Source organism: Pseudonocardia sulfidoxydans NBRC 16205, from assembly GCF_007989085.1.
Classification (GTDB): Bacteria; Actinomycetota; Actinomycetes; order Mycobacteriales; family Pseudonocardiaceae; genus Pseudonocardia; species Pseudonocardia sulfidoxydans.
Map to the genome: position 1 here is coordinate 103,535 of NZ_BJVJ01000009.1, position 15,365 is coordinate 118,899.

Annotated in this window: 19 protein-coding genes; 5 read left to right on the forward strand and 14 right to left on the reverse strand. The window is 73.5% G+C overall.

The features are described 5' to 3' along the window. Positions 1 to 138: 138 nt before the first annotated feature. Together rdgB and rph are read right to left on the reverse strand one after the other, a co-directional pair. Complete coding sequence (gene rdgB, locus PSU4_RS07295; RefSeq protein ID WP_147103901.1) at positions 139 to 744, reverse strand: RdgB/HAM1 family non-canonical purine NTP pyrophosphatase; 606 nt, start codon at positions 742 to 744, stop codon at positions 139 to 141. Then, positions 741 to 1,496, reverse strand: a complete 756-nt coding sequence (rph, locus tag PSU4_RS07300) for a ribonuclease PH (protein ID WP_147103904.1) — start codon at positions 1,494 to 1,496, stop codon at positions 741 to 743. The genes rdgB and rph overlap by 4 nt, the downstream gene beginning before the upstream one ends. 70 nt (positions 1,497 to 1,566) lie before the next feature. On the opposite strand from rph, the gene PSU4_RS07305 reads away from it, so the two are divergent. Then, entirely contained in the window at positions 1,567 to 2,079 is a 513-nt protein-coding gene (locus tag PSU4_RS07305; protein WP_147103907.1) for a DUF2231 domain-containing protein, read from the forward strand. 105 nt (positions 2,080 to 2,184) lie between these two features. On the opposite strand, the gene PSU4_RS07310 is transcribed toward PSU4_RS07305, so the two are convergent. The 8 genes from PSU4_RS07310 to PSU4_RS07345 all read right to left on the reverse strand — a co-directional run bounded on the left by PSU4_RS07310 (position 2,185) and on the right by PSU4_RS07345 (position 7,407). After that, positions 2,185 to 2,970, reverse strand: coding sequence for an MBL fold metallo-hydrolase (locus PSU4_RS07310; RefSeq protein ID WP_147103910.1), 786 nt, complete (start codon positions 2,968 to 2,970; stop codon positions 2,185 to 2,187). A gap of 24 nt (positions 2,971 to 2,994) precedes the next feature. Beyond that, the gene (locus tag PSU4_RS07315) at positions 2,995 to 3,417 is read right to left on the reverse strand and encodes a hypothetical protein (RefSeq protein WP_147103913.1); all 423 of its coding nucleotides are present in this window, start codon (positions 3,415 to 3,417) and stop codon (positions 2,995 to 2,997) included. Continuing rightward, positions 3,410 to 3,781, reverse strand: coding sequence for a hypothetical protein (locus PSU4_RS07320; protein WP_147103917.1), 372 nt, complete (start codon positions 3,779 to 3,781; stop codon positions 3,410 to 3,412). The genes PSU4_RS07315 and PSU4_RS07320 overlap by 8 nt, the downstream gene beginning before the upstream one ends. 124 nt (positions 3,782 to 3,905) lie before the next feature. After that, positions 3,906 to 4,742, reverse strand: coding sequence for a glutamate racemase (gene murI, locus PSU4_RS07325; protein WP_147103920.1), 837 nt, complete (start codon positions 4,740 to 4,742; stop codon positions 3,906 to 3,908). Next, a complete protein-coding gene (locus tag PSU4_RS07330; protein WP_147103923.1) occupies positions 4,739 to 5,395 on the reverse strand; it encodes a rhomboid family intramembrane serine protease in 657 nt (218 codons plus the stop codon). The genes murI and PSU4_RS07330 overlap by 4 nt, the downstream gene beginning before the upstream one ends. 108 nt (positions 5,396 to 5,503) lie before the next feature. After that, positions 5,504 to 6,454 carry a PLP-dependent cysteine synthase family protein gene (locus PSU4_RS07335; RefSeq protein WP_147103926.1) on the reverse strand — a complete coding sequence of 317 codons (951 nt, stop codon included), beginning with the start codon at positions 6,452 to 6,454 and terminating at the stop codon, positions 5,504 to 5,506. Between the two features lie 124 nt (positions 6,455 to 6,578). Further along, the gene (locus tag PSU4_RS07340) at positions 6,579 to 6,854 is read right to left on the reverse strand and encodes a MoaD/ThiS family protein (RefSeq protein WP_147103929.1); all 276 of its coding nucleotides are present in this window, start codon (positions 6,852 to 6,854) and stop codon (positions 6,579 to 6,581) included. Positions 6,855 to 6,927: 73 nt separating this feature from the next. Beyond that, positions 6,928 to 7,407, reverse strand: a complete 480-nt coding sequence (locus PSU4_RS07345; RefSeq protein WP_147103932.1) for a M67 family metallopeptidase — start codon at positions 7,405 to 7,407, stop codon at positions 6,928 to 6,930. A gap of 90 nt (positions 7,408 to 7,497) precedes the next feature. Between PSU4_RS07345 and PSU4_RS07350 the strand changes: the two genes are divergently transcribed. Further along, positions 7,498 to 7,791, forward strand: coding sequence for an Rdx family protein (locus tag PSU4_RS07350; RefSeq protein WP_147103934.1), 294 nt, complete (start codon positions 7,498 to 7,500; stop codon positions 7,789 to 7,791). On the opposite strand, the gene PSU4_RS07355 is transcribed toward PSU4_RS07350, so the two are convergent. Continuing rightward, a complete protein-coding gene (locus PSU4_RS07355) occupies positions 7,788 to 8,342 on the reverse strand; it encodes a DUF2017 domain-containing protein (RefSeq protein ID WP_147103937.1) in 555 nt (184 codons plus the stop codon). The genes PSU4_RS07350 and PSU4_RS07355 overlap by 4 nt on opposite strands. Then, the gene (clpS, locus tag PSU4_RS07360) at positions 8,339 to 8,635 is read right to left on the reverse strand and encodes an ATP-dependent Clp protease adapter ClpS (RefSeq protein WP_147103940.1); all 297 of its coding nucleotides are present in this window, start codon (positions 8,633 to 8,635) and stop codon (positions 8,339 to 8,341) included. Before clpS ends, PSU4_RS07355 begins: the two co-directional genes overlap by 4 nt. A 56-nt stretch (positions 8,636 to 8,691) precedes the next feature. Between clpS and PSU4_RS07365 the strand changes: the two genes are divergently transcribed. The 3 genes from PSU4_RS07365 (at position 8,692) to PSU4_RS07375 (ending at position 12,920) form a co-directional block, all read left to right on the forward strand. After that, positions 8,692 to 9,999 carry a nicotinate phosphoribosyltransferase gene (locus PSU4_RS07365; RefSeq protein ID WP_147103944.1) on the forward strand — a complete coding sequence of 436 codons (1,308 nt, stop codon included), beginning with the start codon at positions 8,692 to 8,694 and terminating at the stop codon, positions 9,997 to 9,999. Further along, complete coding sequence (locus PSU4_RS07370; RefSeq protein WP_147103947.1) at positions 10,000 to 10,548, forward strand: isochorismatase family protein; 549 nt, start codon at positions 10,000 to 10,002, stop codon at positions 10,546 to 10,548. It abuts the gene before it with no gap. Positions 10,549 to 10,883: 335 nt separating this feature from the next. Next, positions 10,884 to 12,920: an ATP-dependent DNA helicase gene (locus PSU4_RS07375; protein WP_147103950.1), complete on the forward strand. Its 2,037-nt coding sequence runs from the start codon at positions 10,884 to 10,886 to the stop codon at positions 12,918 to 12,920. 349 nt (positions 12,921 to 13,269) lie between these two features. On the opposite strand, the gene PSU4_RS07380 is transcribed toward PSU4_RS07375, so the two are convergent. Together PSU4_RS07380 and serB are read right to left on the reverse strand one after the other, a co-directional pair. Further along, complete coding sequence (locus PSU4_RS07380; RefSeq protein WP_147103953.1) at positions 13,270 to 13,968, reverse strand: aminoacyl-tRNA hydrolase; 699 nt, start codon at positions 13,966 to 13,968, stop codon at positions 13,270 to 13,272. Beyond that, a complete protein-coding gene (gene serB / locus PSU4_RS07385; protein ID WP_246114985.1) occupies positions 13,965 to 15,227 on the reverse strand; it encodes a phosphoserine phosphatase SerB in 1,263 nt (420 codons plus the stop codon). Before serB ends, PSU4_RS07380 begins: the two co-directional genes overlap by 4 nt. Positions 15,228 to 15,365 lie beyond the last annotated feature (138 nt).

The window sequence follows — 15,365 nt, forward strand, 5'->3', positions numbered from 1 at the left end:
GAGCCGGCCCGACATCCGCGCGCAACCTCACTGCTGTCCGGGCGCCCGATCACGACCGTGAGGTTGCGCGCGATCGGCCGTCCGCAACCTCAGTGCTGTCCGGGCGCCCGGAACACGACCGCGGGGTAACGCGGCGGCTCAGGAGATCAGCGTGCGCAGGTGCGGCAGCAGAGCGCGCATCGCGATCCCACGGTGCGAGGCGGCGTCCTTCTCCTCCGGGGAGAGCTCGGCGGAGGTCCGCTGCTCGCCGTCGGGCACGAAGATCGGGTCGTAGCCGAATCCGTTGCCGCCGCGGCGCTCGCGGACGAGCCGGCCCCGCCACCGCCCCTCGACGACGAACTCCTCACCGCCCGGCACGACGAGCGCCGCCGCGCACACGAACGCGGCGCAACGACGCTCGTCGGGGACGTCGGCGATCTGGCCCAGCACGAGGTCGAGGTTGGCCTCGTCGTCGCCGTGGCGGCCCGACCAGCGTGCGGAGAGGACGCCGGGCATGCCGTTGAGGGCGTCGACGGCGAGCCCGGAGTCGTCGGCCACCGAGGGCAGCCCGGTGGCGGTGGCGGCGTCGCGCGCCTTGGCGAGGGCGTTCTCGGCGAACGTCGCGCCGGTCTCGGGGGCTTCGGGGAACTCCTCGACGTCGCGCAGTCCCCAGACGGCGATGCCGCCGAGGTCGGACGCGTCGAGCAGGCGGCGCAGCTCGGAGAGCTTCGCGGTGTTGCGGGTGGCGACGAGCAGCGCGGTCACGCCGACGCCTCCGGCAGCGCACCCGGGTAGGGGGCGGCGAGGGCTTCGGCCTGGATCGTCGCCAGGGTGGAGATGCCGGCGAGCGCGGAGTCGAGCATCGCGTCGAGGGTCTTGCGGGAGAACGTGGCGCCCTCGCCGGTGCCCTGGACCTCGATGAGGGTCCCGGTGTCGGTGGCGACGACGTTGGTGTCGACCTCCGCCCGCGAGTCCTCCTCGTAGGGCAGGTCGAGCCGGACGCGGCCGTCGACGACCCCGACGCTGACCGCGGCGACCTGGCACGAGATGGGCTTCGGGTCGGCCAGCTTGCCGTGGGCGGCGAGCCAGGTGACGGCGTCGACGAGGGCGACGTAGGCGCCGGTGATGGCGGCGGTGCGGGTGCCGCCGTCGGCCTGGATGACGTCGCAGTCGAGCGCAATGGTGTTCTCGCCCAACGCCTTGAGGTCGATGCATGCGCGCAGCGAGCGGCCGATGAGGCGGCTGATCTCGTGGGTGCGGCCGCCGATGCGCCCGCGGACCGACTCGCGGTCGCTGCGCGTGTTGGTGGCCGACGGGAGCATCGCGTACTCGGCGGTGAGCCAGCCCAGCCCGCTGCCCTTGCGCCAGCGCGGGACGCCGACGGTCACGCTGGCGGCGCACAGCACCTTGGTGTCGCCGAACTCGACGAGCACGGAGCCCGCGGGGTGCTTCTGGAAGCCGCGGGTGATGCGCACGGGGCGCAGTTCGTCGTCGGTCCTGCCGTCTGCTCGCGTCACCGCGACAGCTTAGGCAGCGGCGGACCGGCCGATACACGCACCTCACACCTCCTCAGGTTGAGTGTTCAACATGTTTACGATCGGTGGAATCCCCGCCCATCCGCTCGTCGTCCACGCCGTCGTCGTGCTGCTCCCCCTCGCGGCGATCGGCGCGGTGGTGATCGCGGTCCGGCCGTCGCTGCGCCGGACCCTCGGCGTCGCGGTCACCCTCGTCGCGCTCGCCGGCGTGGTCGCCGTGCCCGTCGCGACGCAGTCCGGCAGCCGGCTCCTCGCCACGTCGGGCGGCGGTGGCCCGCTCGTCGGCGAGCACGCCGACCGCGCCGGCAACCTGCTCCCCTGGGCCGTCCTGTTCCTCGCGCTGCTGCTGGTCAGCGTCGTCACCGGGAAGCGGGCCGACCGCACGACGACCCCTGCCGACGCGGCCGGCGGCGGCGTCGCGGTGCAGACCCGGACCACGACCCTGCACCGCGTCTCGACGGTCACCGGCGTCCTCGCCGCGCTCGCCGGCATCGCCGTCACAGCTCTGGTCGTGTGGATCGGCGACGCGGGCGCGCAGTCGGTGTGGCAGGGCATCGGCGGCTGACCCCGCCCGACCGGCCCCTCCCCCCGACGACACGAACGGCACAGTGGCGCAACCGAATGGCGCGACTGTGCCGTTCGTGCAACACGTCGGCTCGGGGGCGGGGACTCAGATCTCGTACGTCGCGTCGGGGCGGACGAGCTCGACCGGGCCGTCGTAGACCTCCCGGGCCTCGGCGAGCAGGGCGTCACCGTCGAACCAGACGGGGACGTGGGTGAGCAGCAGCCGCCCCACCCCGGCCGCGGCGGCGTGCTCCCCCGCCTGCCGCCCCGACAGGTGCACCCCCGGCGGCGGCTCCTGCCACCACTGCGTGACGTGGGGCCAGGTGGCCTCGCAGAGCAGCACGTCGGCGCCCCGGGCGGCCCGGACGAGTCCCTCGCACGGGCCGGTGTCCCCGCTGTAGACGAGGCTGCGGCCGTCGTGGTCCACGCGGATCGCATACGCCTCGCAGGGGTGGTCGACCGCCCCGAAGCGCAGGTCGACATCGGCAACGGAAGCGGTACCGCCGTCGGTCATCGTCGCGAAGGCGCAGACGTCGGTGAGGTCGGTCGCGGCGCGCTCGGCGGCCGAAGGTGCGTAGGCGGCGCCCAGCCGGTCGGGAGCCTCCGCGGGGGCGTGGACGGGGAGCTTGCGCGCGGTGGCGTCGTAGGGCGGGAACGGGTGGTAGCGACGGTGCACGACGAGCGCGGAGGTGTCGGCGCAGTGGTCGGGGTGCAAATGCGAGAGGACGACGGCGTCGAGGTCCCAGGGGTCGAGATGTCGTTGCAGCGCGCCGACGGTGCCGTTGCCGAGGTCGAGGACGATCCGGGTGCCGCCGGCGTCGACGAGGTAGCCGGACGCGGGCGAACGGGGCCCGGGCCCGCTGCCCGAACAGCCGAGGACGGTGAGCCGCATGGCCCGAGACGCTAACGCCCGCTGTCAGCGACCGCGTGTGCGGCGCAGCCACCACAGGCCGACGAGCGGCAGCACGAGCGGCACGAAGCCGTAGCCGCGGCCGTAGAGCGACCAGACGGTGTCGGAGGGGAAGTCGGCGGTGTCGAGGGCGGTGAGGGTGCCGACGGCGAGGACGCCGACGAGCTCGATGCCGACGGCGACCCAGGCGAGCCGGCGGCGGCCGGGCCCGGAGCCGGCGAGGCCGATCGTCGCCAGGATGTAGACGACGCCCGCGAACGCCGACAGCAGGTACGCGACGGGTGCCTCGGAGAACTTGGTGGCGATCTGGACGGCGGCGCGGGCCGTGGCGGACAGCGCGAAGATCGCGTAGACGGCGATGAGGACGCGCCCGGGGCCGCTGGAGGTGGGGCGCGGCGCGTGGTCCGCCCGGGACGAGGGATCAGACATTCGCGGCCGCCCACAGCTCGGCGAGGCGCCAGACGGCGACCCCGGTCCCGATGGCGGCGACGGTGACGACCGCTCCGCCCCAGCGCGTCGTGGGCTCGGTGACGGCGAACTGCATCCCGATGGGCAGCACGCAGATCGAGACGACGAGGTAGATCAGGAAGGTGCCCTGCTCGGGGAGGGTGACCCCGCCGCCGAGGACCCGGTAGGCGGCGATCACGGCCTGGACGACGAGCAGTGCCTCGACGATGCCGACGCCGATGCGGATGTCGCGGCCGGGGTGGCGACCCTGTGCGGTACGGACGAGGCCGTACAGGGCGAGCAGTCCCGTCGCCACGTACACCACGATCACCAGCGCGCCGATCACGCGGCGACGCTACCCGAGCCCTCCGGGGGCTCCGCGCCGTGGCCCCGGCAGGCCTCGCGCGCAACCTCACTGCTCTCCGACGGCTTCACGACAGCAGTGAGGTTGCGCGCGGACGGTGAGGGCCTCACAGCCGCTGCAGGCCAGCCCGCCCGACGACCGGGCCGATCTCGGGGCCGAGGAACCGGCGGCCGAGGCGGCGGAACGGTTCCGGGTCGCCGGTGGCGAGGAACTCGTGGGGCGCGGCGGGTGGGTCGGTCTCGGGGTCACGCAGCAGGTCGGCACCCATGAGGGTGCGGACGACGTCCTTCGCGGTCTCGTCGGCGCTGGACACGAGGGTGACCTCGGGCCCGAGGACGATCTGGAGCAGGCCGGTGAGCAGCGGGTAATGCGTGCAGCCGAGGACGACGGTGTCGACGCGGGCCTGCTGCAGCGGCTCGAGGTAGCTCTGCGCGATGCCGAGGATCTGGCGTCCGCTGGTGACGCCGCGCTCGACGAAGTCGACGAACCGGGGGCACGCGACGGAGGTGACGGAGACGTCGCGGGCGGCGGCGAACGCGTCGGCATAGGCGCCGGAGGCAATGGTGGCTCTGGTGCCGATGACGCCGATGCGGCCGTTGCGGGTCGCGGCGACGGCGCGGCGGACGGCGGGCAGCACGACCTCGACGACGGGGACGCCGTAGCGCTCGCGGGCGTCGGCCAGGCAGGCCGCCGACGCGGTGTTGCAGGCGATGACCAGCAGTTTCACGCCGCGGTCGATGAGCTCGTCGCCGATGGCGAGGGCGTGGCGGCGGATCTCGGGGATCCGCAGCGGGCCGTAGGGGCCGTTGGCGGTGTCGCCGACGTAGACGACGCGTTCGGCGGGAAGCTGGTCGATGACGGCGCGCGCGACGGTGAGCCCGCCGACCCCGGAGTCGAAGATGCCGATCGGGGCATCTCGATCGACGAGGCAGTGGCCGGTCACGCCCCGAGGGTAGTCGACGTCGCGCGTGCCCCTCGGTCCGCGCGGGACACGAGGAACGCCGCGAGGAGCCCGGCGAGCGCGCCGAACAGGTGGCCCTGCCAGGAGATCTCCGGACGGCCGGGGATGACGCCGAGAAGGACGCTGCCCCACACGGCGAACAGGACGATCGCGACGGCGATCTGCGCGAGACTTCGCGCGAAGAAGCCCCGGACCAGCAGGAACACGAGCCAACCGAAGATGACACCCGACATGCCGATCGTCGAGGTGTTCGACGGCCCGACGAGCCACACCCCGAGCCCGGACAGGATCCAGATGAGCGCGGTGACGGCGATGAACTGCCCGATCCCGCCGGCCATCACGAGGAAGCCGAGGACGAGGAACGGGAGCGTGTTGGCGGCCAGGTGCGCCCAGCTGCCGTGCAGCAGCGGCGCCCAGATGATCGCCGGCAGTCCGCTGACGCTGCGTGACTCGATGCCGTCGTAGTCCCACCCGAGGCGGCCGAGCTGGTCGATCAGCTCGATGAGGTACAGCACGACGGTGAACGCGACCATCGTGATCGCCGCGGGCACCGGCTTGGCGGGCAGCACCCGGGCGAGCGGGCGCCGCGACGAGGGTGTGGGGGTCGGGCCGAGCGGAGGCACGGTCGCGTCCATGCCGCCGAGCGTACGCGCGAAACACTGTTCTCAGTCAGCACGCACGTGCCGGGGAGCAGGTCGTGAGTGGCGATAGTCGCTATAGCGACTATCGCCACTCACAGGGGCTCACGCCCAGAGATGGCCCTCGATGCCCTCGGTCGCCTCGTCGAGAGTGCCGGAGTAGGCGCCGGTGGACAGGTACTTCCACCCCGCGTCGGCGACGATGAGCACGATGTCGGCCGACTCCCCCGCCCCCGCGGCCTTCTCCGCGACGGCGAGCGCGGCGTGCAGGATGCCGCCCGTCGAGATGCCGGCGAAGATGCCTTCCTTCTCCACCAGCTCCCGGGTGCGGCGCAGCGCGTCGTGCGACCCGACGGAGTAGCGGGAGGTGAGCACCTCGGCGTCGTACAGCTCGGGGACGAAGCCCTCGTCGAGGTTGCGCAGCCCGTAGACGAGCTCGCCGTAGCGGGGCTCGGCGGCGACGATCTGGATGTCGGGCTTGTGTTCGCGCAGGTAGCGCCCGGTGCCGACGAGCGTGCCCGTGGTGCCCAGCCCGGCGACGAAGTGCGTGACGGTGGGCAGGTCGCGCAGGATCTCGGGGCCGGTGCTGCGGTAGTGCGCGTCGGCGTTGGCGGGGTTGCCGTACTGGTACAGCATCACCCAGTCCGGGTTCGCGGCCGAGAGCTCCTTGGCCATGGCGACGGCCTGGTTGGAGCCGCCCGCGGCGGGCGAGGAGATGATCTCGGCGCCGTACATCTGCAGCAGCTGCCGTCGTTCGACGGAGGTGTTCTCCGGCATGACGCAGATCAGCTTGTAGCCCTTGAGCTTGCAGGCCATGGCCAGCGAGATGCCGGTGTTGCCCGACGTCGGCTCCAGGACGGTGCAGCCGGGGCGCAGCAGGCCCTCGGCCTCGGCGCGCTCGACCATCGCGAGCGCGGGCCGGTCCTTGATGGAGCCGGTCGGGTTGCGGTCCTCGAGCTTCGCCCACAGCCGCACGTCGGGTGCGGGTGAGAGATGCGGGAGCCCGACGAGTGGTGTGTCGCCCACCGCGTCGAGCAGCGAGTCGTACCGGGCCATGGCTGTCTCCCTCGGGCGGCGCGCCACCGTGTCAGCACGGCGGCGGGCCGACGGATCGACGTGGCGTCGCCGGGCGGCGTACGTGACGGTTACCCGTGTCGCACGCCGCCCACGCGGGCCAGCGTCAGCGCATCCCGCCGGCGACGGCGGGCAGGATGGTGACGGTCGAGGTGTCCTTGACCGGGGCCTCGAGGCCGCCGGCGAAGCGGACGTCCTCGTCGTCGACGTAGATGTTGACGAAGCGGTGCAGCGAACCGTCGGTGATGAGGCGGCCCTTGATGCCGCTGTGACGGGACTCGAGGTCGTCGATGACCGCGGCGACGGTTCCACCGCTGGCCTCGACGGCCTTCTCACCACCCGTGTGGGTGCGCAGGATGGTGGGGATGGAAACGGTGGCCATGTCGTTGTGCTCCTGGTCGGTCGTTCTGGGATCGGACGGTGCGTGGTCGGACTGCCCGTGAGGGAACAGCAGGTCAGGCGTTGTCGGGGACGTCGTCCGCGCCGGTGTGCGCGAACATGTAAGTCTCCACGACCTCGACCTGTTCCTCGGTGACCACGCCGTCGACGATCCGGTAGGACCGGAACTCCGCCTCGTTCCCAGGCCCGCTCGCCTCGTCGTTCTGCGAGCGCGTGGACACCAGGACGTAGTGCGCGTCCGGCTCGGAGGCGTAGGAGATGTCGGTGCGCGACGGGTAGGCCTCCGTCGCGGTGTGCGAGTGGTAGATCACGACGGGCACCTCGTCGCGGGAGTCCATGTCCCGGTAGAGGCGCAGCAGGTCGCCCGAGTCGAACTCGTAGAACGTGGGCGAGCGTGCCGCGTTGAGCATCGGGATGAACCGCTCGGGGCGATCCGAACCCTCGGGACCGGCGACGACGCCGCAGGCCTCGTCGGGATGGTCCCGACGGCTGTGGGCGACGATCTCGTCCACCAGGTCTCTCCGGATCACCAGCACCGCCCAAGAATACGTTGCCGCCCCGGGCCGCGGCGAACACCTCGGTTGCCTCTCACATTTCCCGAACTGTGGGAATGCCATGCTCGGTGGGTGCCCGCACCCCGTCTCGAGATCACGTACTGCACGCAGTGCCGCTGGCTGCTGCGTGCCGGCTGGACCGCGCAGGAGTTGCTGACGACGTTCGCCGCCGATCTGGGCGAGGTCGCCCTGGTCCCGGGCACGGGCGGGGTGTTCACGGTCCGCCTCGACGACGAGCTGCTGTGGGACCGACGTGAGCAGGGCGGTTTCCCGGAGCTGCCGGAGCTGAAGCGGCTGGTGCGCGACCGGGTGGCCCCCGGGCGCTCGCTCGGCCACTCGGACCGCAGAGCCGACGCAGAGAGTTAGAACTTCACCTGCAGCCGCGACTGCACGAGCGCGTCCTGGACGAACGTCAGCCAGTGGTAGACGCCCAGGTGCGCGGTGCGGGGGTCGTCCTCGGGCAGGTCGTCGGGCATGTCGTCGTCGATGTCGAGGGCGGTGCCGAGCGCGAGCCGGACGTCGTTGAGCGCGGCGAGCCAGGCGTCGGCCTGCTCGACGGTGAGCTCGATGCGGCCGCCGCCGTCGGGCAGCGTGTCGAGCACGGCGACGGCCGCGCCCTCCTTCGCCTCGATGAGCGCGGGCTCGTGCAGCGACCGCAGGGCGCCGGCGAGCGCGGGGTCGTCGCGGCTGAACTCGGGCAGCAGCCGGGCGAGCACCTTGTCCTCGGGCGGGACCGACGAGCCGGTGCGGATGCCGGTGAGCTCGGCCAGCTCGTCGGCGGGAGTCTCGGCGGTGCGGGCGGCGAGCATGTCGCGGACCTCACCGATCAGCCCGCGCAGGACGACGACCTCCTGCGGCTCCATCGTCGCCACCAGACGTGCCTTCGCGCCGCGCCCGGACCGCTTCCAGCCGTTCATGCGCGCTGCATGGTGGCCCACAGGCCCGCCGCGTGCAGTTTCGCGACGTCGCCCTCGATCTTGTCCTTGTCACCGGAGGACACGGCGGCCTTGCCCTTGTGGTGGACGTCGAGCATGAGCGCGGTGGCCTTCGGCTCGGGGTAGCCGAACAGCTTCTGCAGCACGTAGGTCACGTACGACATGAGGTTGACCGGGTCGTTCCAGACGACGGCCTGCCACGGCGTCTCGGCGGCGGCTGCCTCGTCGGTGACCTCTTCCACCTGGCGGGTGGGGACGGGTAGCGGCGCGGGCATGACCACATGGTGTCATCCGTGCACCGTCGCGCGCAGGCCACATAGGCTCCCGTTCCATGAGCGGGCTTCCCGGGTCGGCCAGTACGGCCCTGTTCACCGATCGTTACGAGCTGACGATGGTCGCGGCCGCGCTCGCCGACGGCACGGCGCACCGGCCGTGCGCGTTCGAGGTGTTCGCGCGCAGGCTGCCCGACGGCCGCCGGTACGGGGTCGTCGCGGGCACCCGCCGGCTGATCGACGCCATCGCCGACTTCCGGTTCGGCGACACGGAGCTGGAGATGCTGGCCGACGTCGTCGACCCGGCGGCGCTCGACTGGCTGGCCGGCTACCGGTTCAGCGGCGACGTCGACGGCTACCCCGAGGGCGAGCTGTTCTTCCCGGGGTCGCCGATCCTCTCGGTCACGGGCACGTTCGCCGACGCCGTCATGCTGGAGACGCTGGCCCTGTCGATCCTCAACCACGACTCGGCGGTGGCGGCGGCCGCGGCGCGGATGGTGTCGGCGGCGGCCGACCGGCCGATCATCGAGATGGGCGGGCGGCGCACCCACGAGGAGGCGGCGGTCGCCGCCGCGCGGGCGACCTACCTGGCCGGGTTCGCGGCGACGTCGAACCTCGAGGCGGGTCGTCGCTACGGCATCCCCACGACCGGCACGGCTGCGCACGCGTTCGTCCTGCTCCACGACGACGAGCTGTCGGCGTTCCGCAGCCAGATCGCGTCCCTCGGGGAGAAGACGACGCTGCTGGTCGACACCTACGACATCCGCAAGGGCGTCGAGAACGCCATCGAGGCCGGCGGGACCGGGCTGGGCTCGATCCGCATCGACTCCGGCGACCTCGGCGTCATGGCCCAGCAGGCCCGTGAGCAGCTCGACGCGCTCGGCGCCACCGGCACCCGCATCGTGCTCTCCGGCGACCTCGACGAGTACGCCATCGCATCGCTGCGCGCCGAACCGGTGGACTCCTACGGCGTCGGCACCTCGGTGGTGACGGGTTCGGGTGCGCCGACCGCCGGGCTGGTCTACAAGCTCGTGGAGGTCGACGGGCGGCCCGTCGCCAAACGGAGCACGTCGAAGGAGTCACGCGGCGGGCGGAAGTCGGCGGTGCGCAGGCACAAGCCGACGGGCACCGCCGTCGAGGAGGTCGTGCACCCGTGGGCGGCGCCGCCGGTCGTCGGCCCGCACGACCGGGTGGTGCCGGTGCCGATGATGCGCGGCGGCGAACCCGTCCCCGACCTGGAGACCCTGGAACAGGGCCGCGAACGGCTGCGCGCCGCCCTGGTCTCCGTGCCCTGGGAAGGCCTGAAGCTCTCCCGCGGCGAGCCCGCCGTCCCGACCGTGTTCACCGCCGCCCCCGGAGGTTCCTGAGTGCGCGCCCTGATCGTCGTCGACGTCCAGAACGACTTCTGCGAGGGCGGTTCCCTCGCGGTCGTCGGCGGGTCGGCGGTGGCCACGTCCGTCTCGACGCACATGCGCGAGCACGGCTACGACCACGTCGCCGCGACGCGCGACCACCACATCGACCCGGGCCCGCACTTCAGCGACACGCCCGACTTCGTCGACACCTGGCCGGTGCACTGCCGCGCCGGCACCCCGGGAGCGGCGTTCCACCCGGCACTCGACGTCGCCCCCATCGAGGCCGTGTTCGACAAGGGCTCCTTCGAGGCCGCCTACTCGGGCTTCGAGGGCAACGAGCCGCGCGGGCTGGCCCTCGGCGACTGGCTGCGCGCACGCGACGTCGACGAGGTGCACGTCGCGGGGCTCGCGACCGACCACTGCGTCCTCGCGACCGCCCTCGACGCCGTGGCAGGCGGATTCACGACGACCGTGCTGCTCGAGCACTGCGCGGGTGTCGCGTCGGAGACGACGCGGGCCGCGCTGGAGCGAATGCGGCAGGCGGGCGTGGCCCTGCGCTGACCGGCGACGCCCCTGCCGGCGCTGCTGCGCGGGCGGGCCGTCGGCGGCACCTGCATCCCGGGGACGCCGCGGTGCCCGGGCGCGCGGGTGCTGGGCGCGCGGATCCCGGGTGCGCGGATCCCGGGTGCGCGGATCCCGGGCGCGCGGTGTCGGGCGCGCGGTGTCGGGCGCGCGGTGTCGGGCGCGCGGTGTCGGGCGCGCGGTGTCGGGCGCGCCGGTCCCGGGCGCGCCGGTCCCGGGCGCGCCGGTCCCGGGCGCGCGCGTGCCGGTGCCGGGTGCGAACAACTCCGCCCGCGCCGCGCGGGACCGTCGGCGCCGCCGGGTAGCCTCCCGGGGTGCCTGCCGCGCTGCCGTCGACCCGTGACCTCCCCGGCGTCGCCGAGCTGCTGGAGGCGGCCGTCGAGGCGCTCGGCGGCGCCCGCCGCGAGGGTCAGGACGCCATGGCCGGCGCCGTCCGCAAGGCCATCGCCGACCACGAGCACCTCGCCGTGCAGGCCGGCACCGGCACCGGCAAGTCGCTCGGCTACCTCGTCCCCGCCATCCGGCACGCGATCGCCGCCGACGCGACCGTCGTGGTGTCCACGGCGACGATCGCCCTGCAGCGCCAGCTCGTCGACCGCGACCTGCCCCGGCTCGCCAAGGCACTCAAGCCCGCGCTCGGGCGGCTGCCCACGTTCGCGATCCTCAAGGGCCGTCGCAACTACCTGTGCCTCAACAAGCTCCACGGCGACGAGTCCATGATGGACGACGGCGAGGAGCAGCTGTTCGACCCGTTCGCCATCTCGGCCATGGGGCGCAACGTCAAGCGCCTCCACGAGTGGGCCTCCGACACCGAGACCGGCGACCGCGACGAGCTCGTCCCCGGTGTGCCGGACTCGGCGTGGCGGCAGGTGTCGGTCACCGCCCGGGAGTGCCTGGGCGCCACCCGCTGCCCCGTCGGCGAGGACTGCTTCGCCGAACGCGCCAAGGCCGAGGCGGGGCGCGCCGACGTCGTCGTCACCAACCACGCCCTCCTCGCGATCGACGCCATGGGCGAGGCCCAGGTGCTGCCCGAGCACGACGTCGTCATCGTCGACGAGGCCCACGAGCTGGTCGACCGGGTCACCGGCGCCGCCACCGCCGAGCTCACCCCCGGCACCGTCGCGGCCGCCGCGCGCCGCTGCGGCAAGCTCGTCGACCAGAACATCGCCGACCGGCTCGCCGAGGCCGGTGAGGGCCTCGCCATGGTGCTGGAGGACCTGCAGCCCGGCCGCTGGGACTCGCTGCCCGGCGGCGTGTCCGGGGTGCTGTCGGTCATCCGCGACACCGCCGCCGCCTGCAAGCAGGGCCTCGGCGGGGAGCGCCGCGAGGACCCCGAGGGGGCTGCCGCCCGCAAGATCGCCCTCGCCCTCGTCGACGAGGTGCTCGACGTCGCCGTCCGGATCCTCGGGGTGTTCGCCGAGGACGACCCCGCCGCCCGCCGCGACGTCGTCTGGCTGGGTGAACAGGGGCCGGAGGGCTCCCGTACCAAGGTGCTGCGCGCCGCGCCGCTGTGGGTCGGCGGGCTGCTGCGCGAGCGACTCTTCGGCCGGTCGACGACGATCCTCACCTCCGCGACCCTCACCCTCGGCGGATCGTTCGACGCCCTCGCCCGCCAGTGGGGGCTGCCGCCCGAGGCCACCGTCACCGCGTCGGCGGGCGACCCCGTCCCCGACCCCGACGCGCCCCGCTGGTCGGGCCTCGACGTCGGCTCCCCCTTCGCCCACGGGCGCAGCGGCATCCTCTACACCGCCCGGCACCTCCCCCCGCCGGGCCGCGACGGGCTCCCGCCCGCCTACCTCGACGAGATCACCGAGCTGGTCGAGGCCGCCGGCGGCCGCACCCTCGGGCTGTTCTCGTCGATGCGGGCCGCGAAGCAGGCCACGGAGGCGTTGCGCGGCAGGCTCTCCATCCCCCTGCTGTGCCAGGGTGACGACTCGACGATGCTGCTCGTCAAACGCTTCGCCGAGGACACCGAGACGTCGCTGTTCGGCACGTTGTCGCTGTGGCAGGGCGTCGACGTCCCCGGGCCGTCGCTGTCGCTGGTGATCATCGACCGGATCCCGTTCCCGCGCCCCGACGACCCGCTGATCGGTGCCCGCCAGCGCGCCACCGACGCCCGCGGCGGCAACGGCTTCCTCACGGTCTCGGCCACCCACGCCGCGCTGCTGCTCGCCCAGGGGGCCGGCCGGCTGCTGCGGGGCATGGACGACCGTGGGGTGGTCGCGATCCTCGACCCCCGCATCGCCACCGCCCGCTACGGCGGTTTCCTCCGCGCGTCCCTGCCGCCCTTCTGGCAGACCCACGACCCCGACAAGGTCCGCGCCGCCCTCACCCGCCTCCGCGACGCCTGACCCTCGACGCGGATCGGGCTGCCGCCCGCGCAGCCGACGAGCAGCACGCAACCTCACTGCTGCCCGCGCGCCCCACGACGACCGTCAGGTTGCGCGCGGACAACCGGCCGCAACCCCACTGCTGCCGACGCGCCCTCCAGCGACCGCCAGGTTGCGCGCCGACAACCGGCCGCAACCCCACTGCTGCCGACACGCCCCACGACGACCGTGAGGTTGCGCGCGGACGACCGGCCGCAACCCCACTGCTGCCGACGCGCCCTCCAGCGACCGCCAGGTTGCGCGCGGACGACCGGGCGCAACCCCACTGCTGCCGACCCGCCCCACGACGACCGTCAGGTTGCGCCCGGGGTCAGGCCGGGGTGACGACGCAGGTCATGGTGCCGGGATCGACCTCGGTGAACCCGGCGTCCCGGACGGCGACGGCGTCGCCGCGGTCCACCGCCGCCGTGAGCTCCGCCCAGCGTTCCCGCCCCGGGGTCCGCACCGCGTAGGGCGGCACCTCGTCGAGGCCGCGGACGGCGGCGTCGATCATCGAGGCGTGCCCGACCTGCGCCGCGGCCTTGCCGACGGTCATCGCGACGGTGGGGTTGACCCAGATCACCGGCACCCCGGCGGGGACGGGGCCGGGGTCGTCGGCGGGGAGGTCGGTGCCGCCGATCTGCAGCCTCGCGACGGTGCGGGGGACGTCGTCGACCGGGCCGGGCAGCAGGGCGCGGGCCTCGGCGCCGTCGACGGCGACCGTCACCCCGGGCTGTTCCTGCACGGCGGCCCAGTGCGCGCCGCGGGCGCGGCGGGCGATCTTGCGGATCCGGCCGTCGACCCAGGTGAGCACCTGGTCGTGCCACTCCCCGTCGACGCCGGCGCGCGGGTCGACGCACACGGCGAGGGCGGCCCGGGCGGCGGCTTCGAGGAGAGCGGTGCGGTCGGGCAGTTCGCGTTCGATCCGCAGGACGACGGGCATGGCGCGGACGACGCCGTCGGCCTCCGGGGAGACCTCGCGGACGCCGACGTAGCGGCGGACGACGGCGTCGAGGACGCTGGTGCTCACGCGATCGGGACCCGGCGCAGGACGCCTTCGGCCTCGTCGGCGTGTTCGACCTCGGCGCGGGTGATGCCCAGCACGAAGAGGACGACGTCGAGGTAGGGCTGGGAGAGGGCGGTGTCGGCGACCTCGCGCAGCGCGGGTTTGGCGTTGAACGCGATGCCGAGGCCCGCCGTGGAGAGCATGTCGATGTCGTTGGCGCCGTCGCCGACGGCGACGGTCTGGTCGAGGGGCACGCCGAAGGAGTCGGCGAACCGTCGGAGGGCGACGGCCTTGCCGGGGCGGTCGACGATGTCGCCGACGACCTTGCCGGTGAGGACGCCGTCGACGACTTCGAGTTCGTTGGCGGCGCAGAAGTCGAGGCCGAGTTCGTCGACGAGGCCGGAGACGACCTGGGTGAATCCGCCGGAGACGACGCCGCATCGGTAGCCGAGCCGTTTGAGGGTGCGGACGGTGGTGCGGGCGCCGGGGGTGAGTTCGATCTCCGCGGCGACGTCGTCGAGGACGGTGGCGGGGAGGCCTTCGAGGACGGCGACGCGGCGTCGCAGGGAGGCGGCGAAGTCGAGCTCGCCGCGCATGGCTTCTTCGGTGACGCGGCGGACCTCGGCTTCGGCGGTGCTGCCGGCGCGGGCGGCGAGCATCTCGATGACCTCGCCCTGGATGAGGGTGGAGTCGACGTCGAAGACGATGAGTCGTTTGCCGCGGCGGGCGATGCCGGCGCGTTCGACGGCGACGTCGACGCCGGCGTGGCGGGCGACGTCGACGAGGCGGGCGCGCAGGGTGCCGTGGGGGTACTGGGTGGTGCCGCCGGGGTCCGGGGAGACGTGCAGTTCCAGGCCGGTGACGGGGTAGTCGGCGACGCGGCGGATGGAGTCGATGTTGGCGCCGACGGCGGCGAGCTCCTGCGCGACGGCGCCGAATGCGCGTGCGGTGATGGGGCGGCCGAGGACGACCACGACGTGGGTGGACATCGGCCGGGGCGAGGGGTCGTCGCCGTGGTGCAGGGAGGTTTCGACGTGCATGTCGATGGAGTCCATCGCCTGCTCGACGGCTTCCTGCAGTCCCTCGGGGTCGCGTTGGGTGGCGACGAGCGCGGCGAGGGTGAGCCGGCCGCGGACGACGACCTGCTCGATGTCGATGAGGTCGACGCCGTGGGCGGTGAGCGCCGCGAAGAGGACTGAGCTGACGCCGGGGCGGTCGGGCCCGGACACCGTGACCAGGACCGTGTCCGACGCCGAGTGGGCGTCGGACACGGGTCCTGTCACGGGATCAGCGGGTGAACCGGTGGTCACCGGTCTTTCGGGTCGTCGCCCGACATCGCTTCCTGGCCGGTGGCCGACGCGGCCACCTCGGACGGCGCGGTCCTGCCTCCGACGTGGGCTTCGTGCCGGAACCTCTCGACG

Bases quoted from the DNA above. Each gene is read 5' to 3' on its own strand.
- PSU4_RS07305 (WP_147103907.1), top strand. From the start codon at position 1,567: ATGTTTACGATCGGTGGAATCCCCGCCCATCCGCTCGTCGTCCACGCC.
- PSU4_RS07310 (WP_147103910.1), bottom strand. From the start codon at position 2,970: ATGCGGCTCACCGTCCTCGGCTGTTCGGGCAGCGGGCCCGGGCCCCGT.
- PSU4_RS07315 (WP_147103913.1), bottom strand. From the start codon at position 3,417: ATGTCTGATCCCTCGTCCCGGGCGGACCACGCGCCGCGCCCCACCTCC.
- PSU4_RS07330 (WP_147103923.1), bottom strand. From the start codon at position 5,395: ATGGACGCGACCGTGCCTCCGCTCGGCCCGACCCCCACACCCTCGTCG.
- PSU4_RS07335 (WP_147103926.1), bottom strand. From the start codon at position 6,454: ATGGCCCGGTACGACTCGCTGCTCGACGCGGTGGGCGACACACCACTC.
- PSU4_RS07340 (WP_147103929.1), bottom strand. From the start codon at position 6,854: ATGGCCACCGTTTCCATCCCCACCATCCTGCGCACCCACACGGGTGGT.
- PSU4_RS07355 (WP_147103937.1), bottom strand. From the start codon at position 8,342: ATGAACGGCTGGAAGCGGTCCGGGCGCGGCGCGAAGGCACGTCTGGTG.
- clpS (WP_147103940.1), bottom strand. From the start codon at position 8,635: ATGCCCGCGCCGCTACCCGTCCCCACCCGCCAGGTGGAAGAGGTCACC.
- PSU4_RS07365 (WP_147103944.1), top strand. From the start codon at position 8,692: ATGAGCGGGCTTCCCGGGTCGGCCAGTACGGCCCTGTTCACCGATCGT.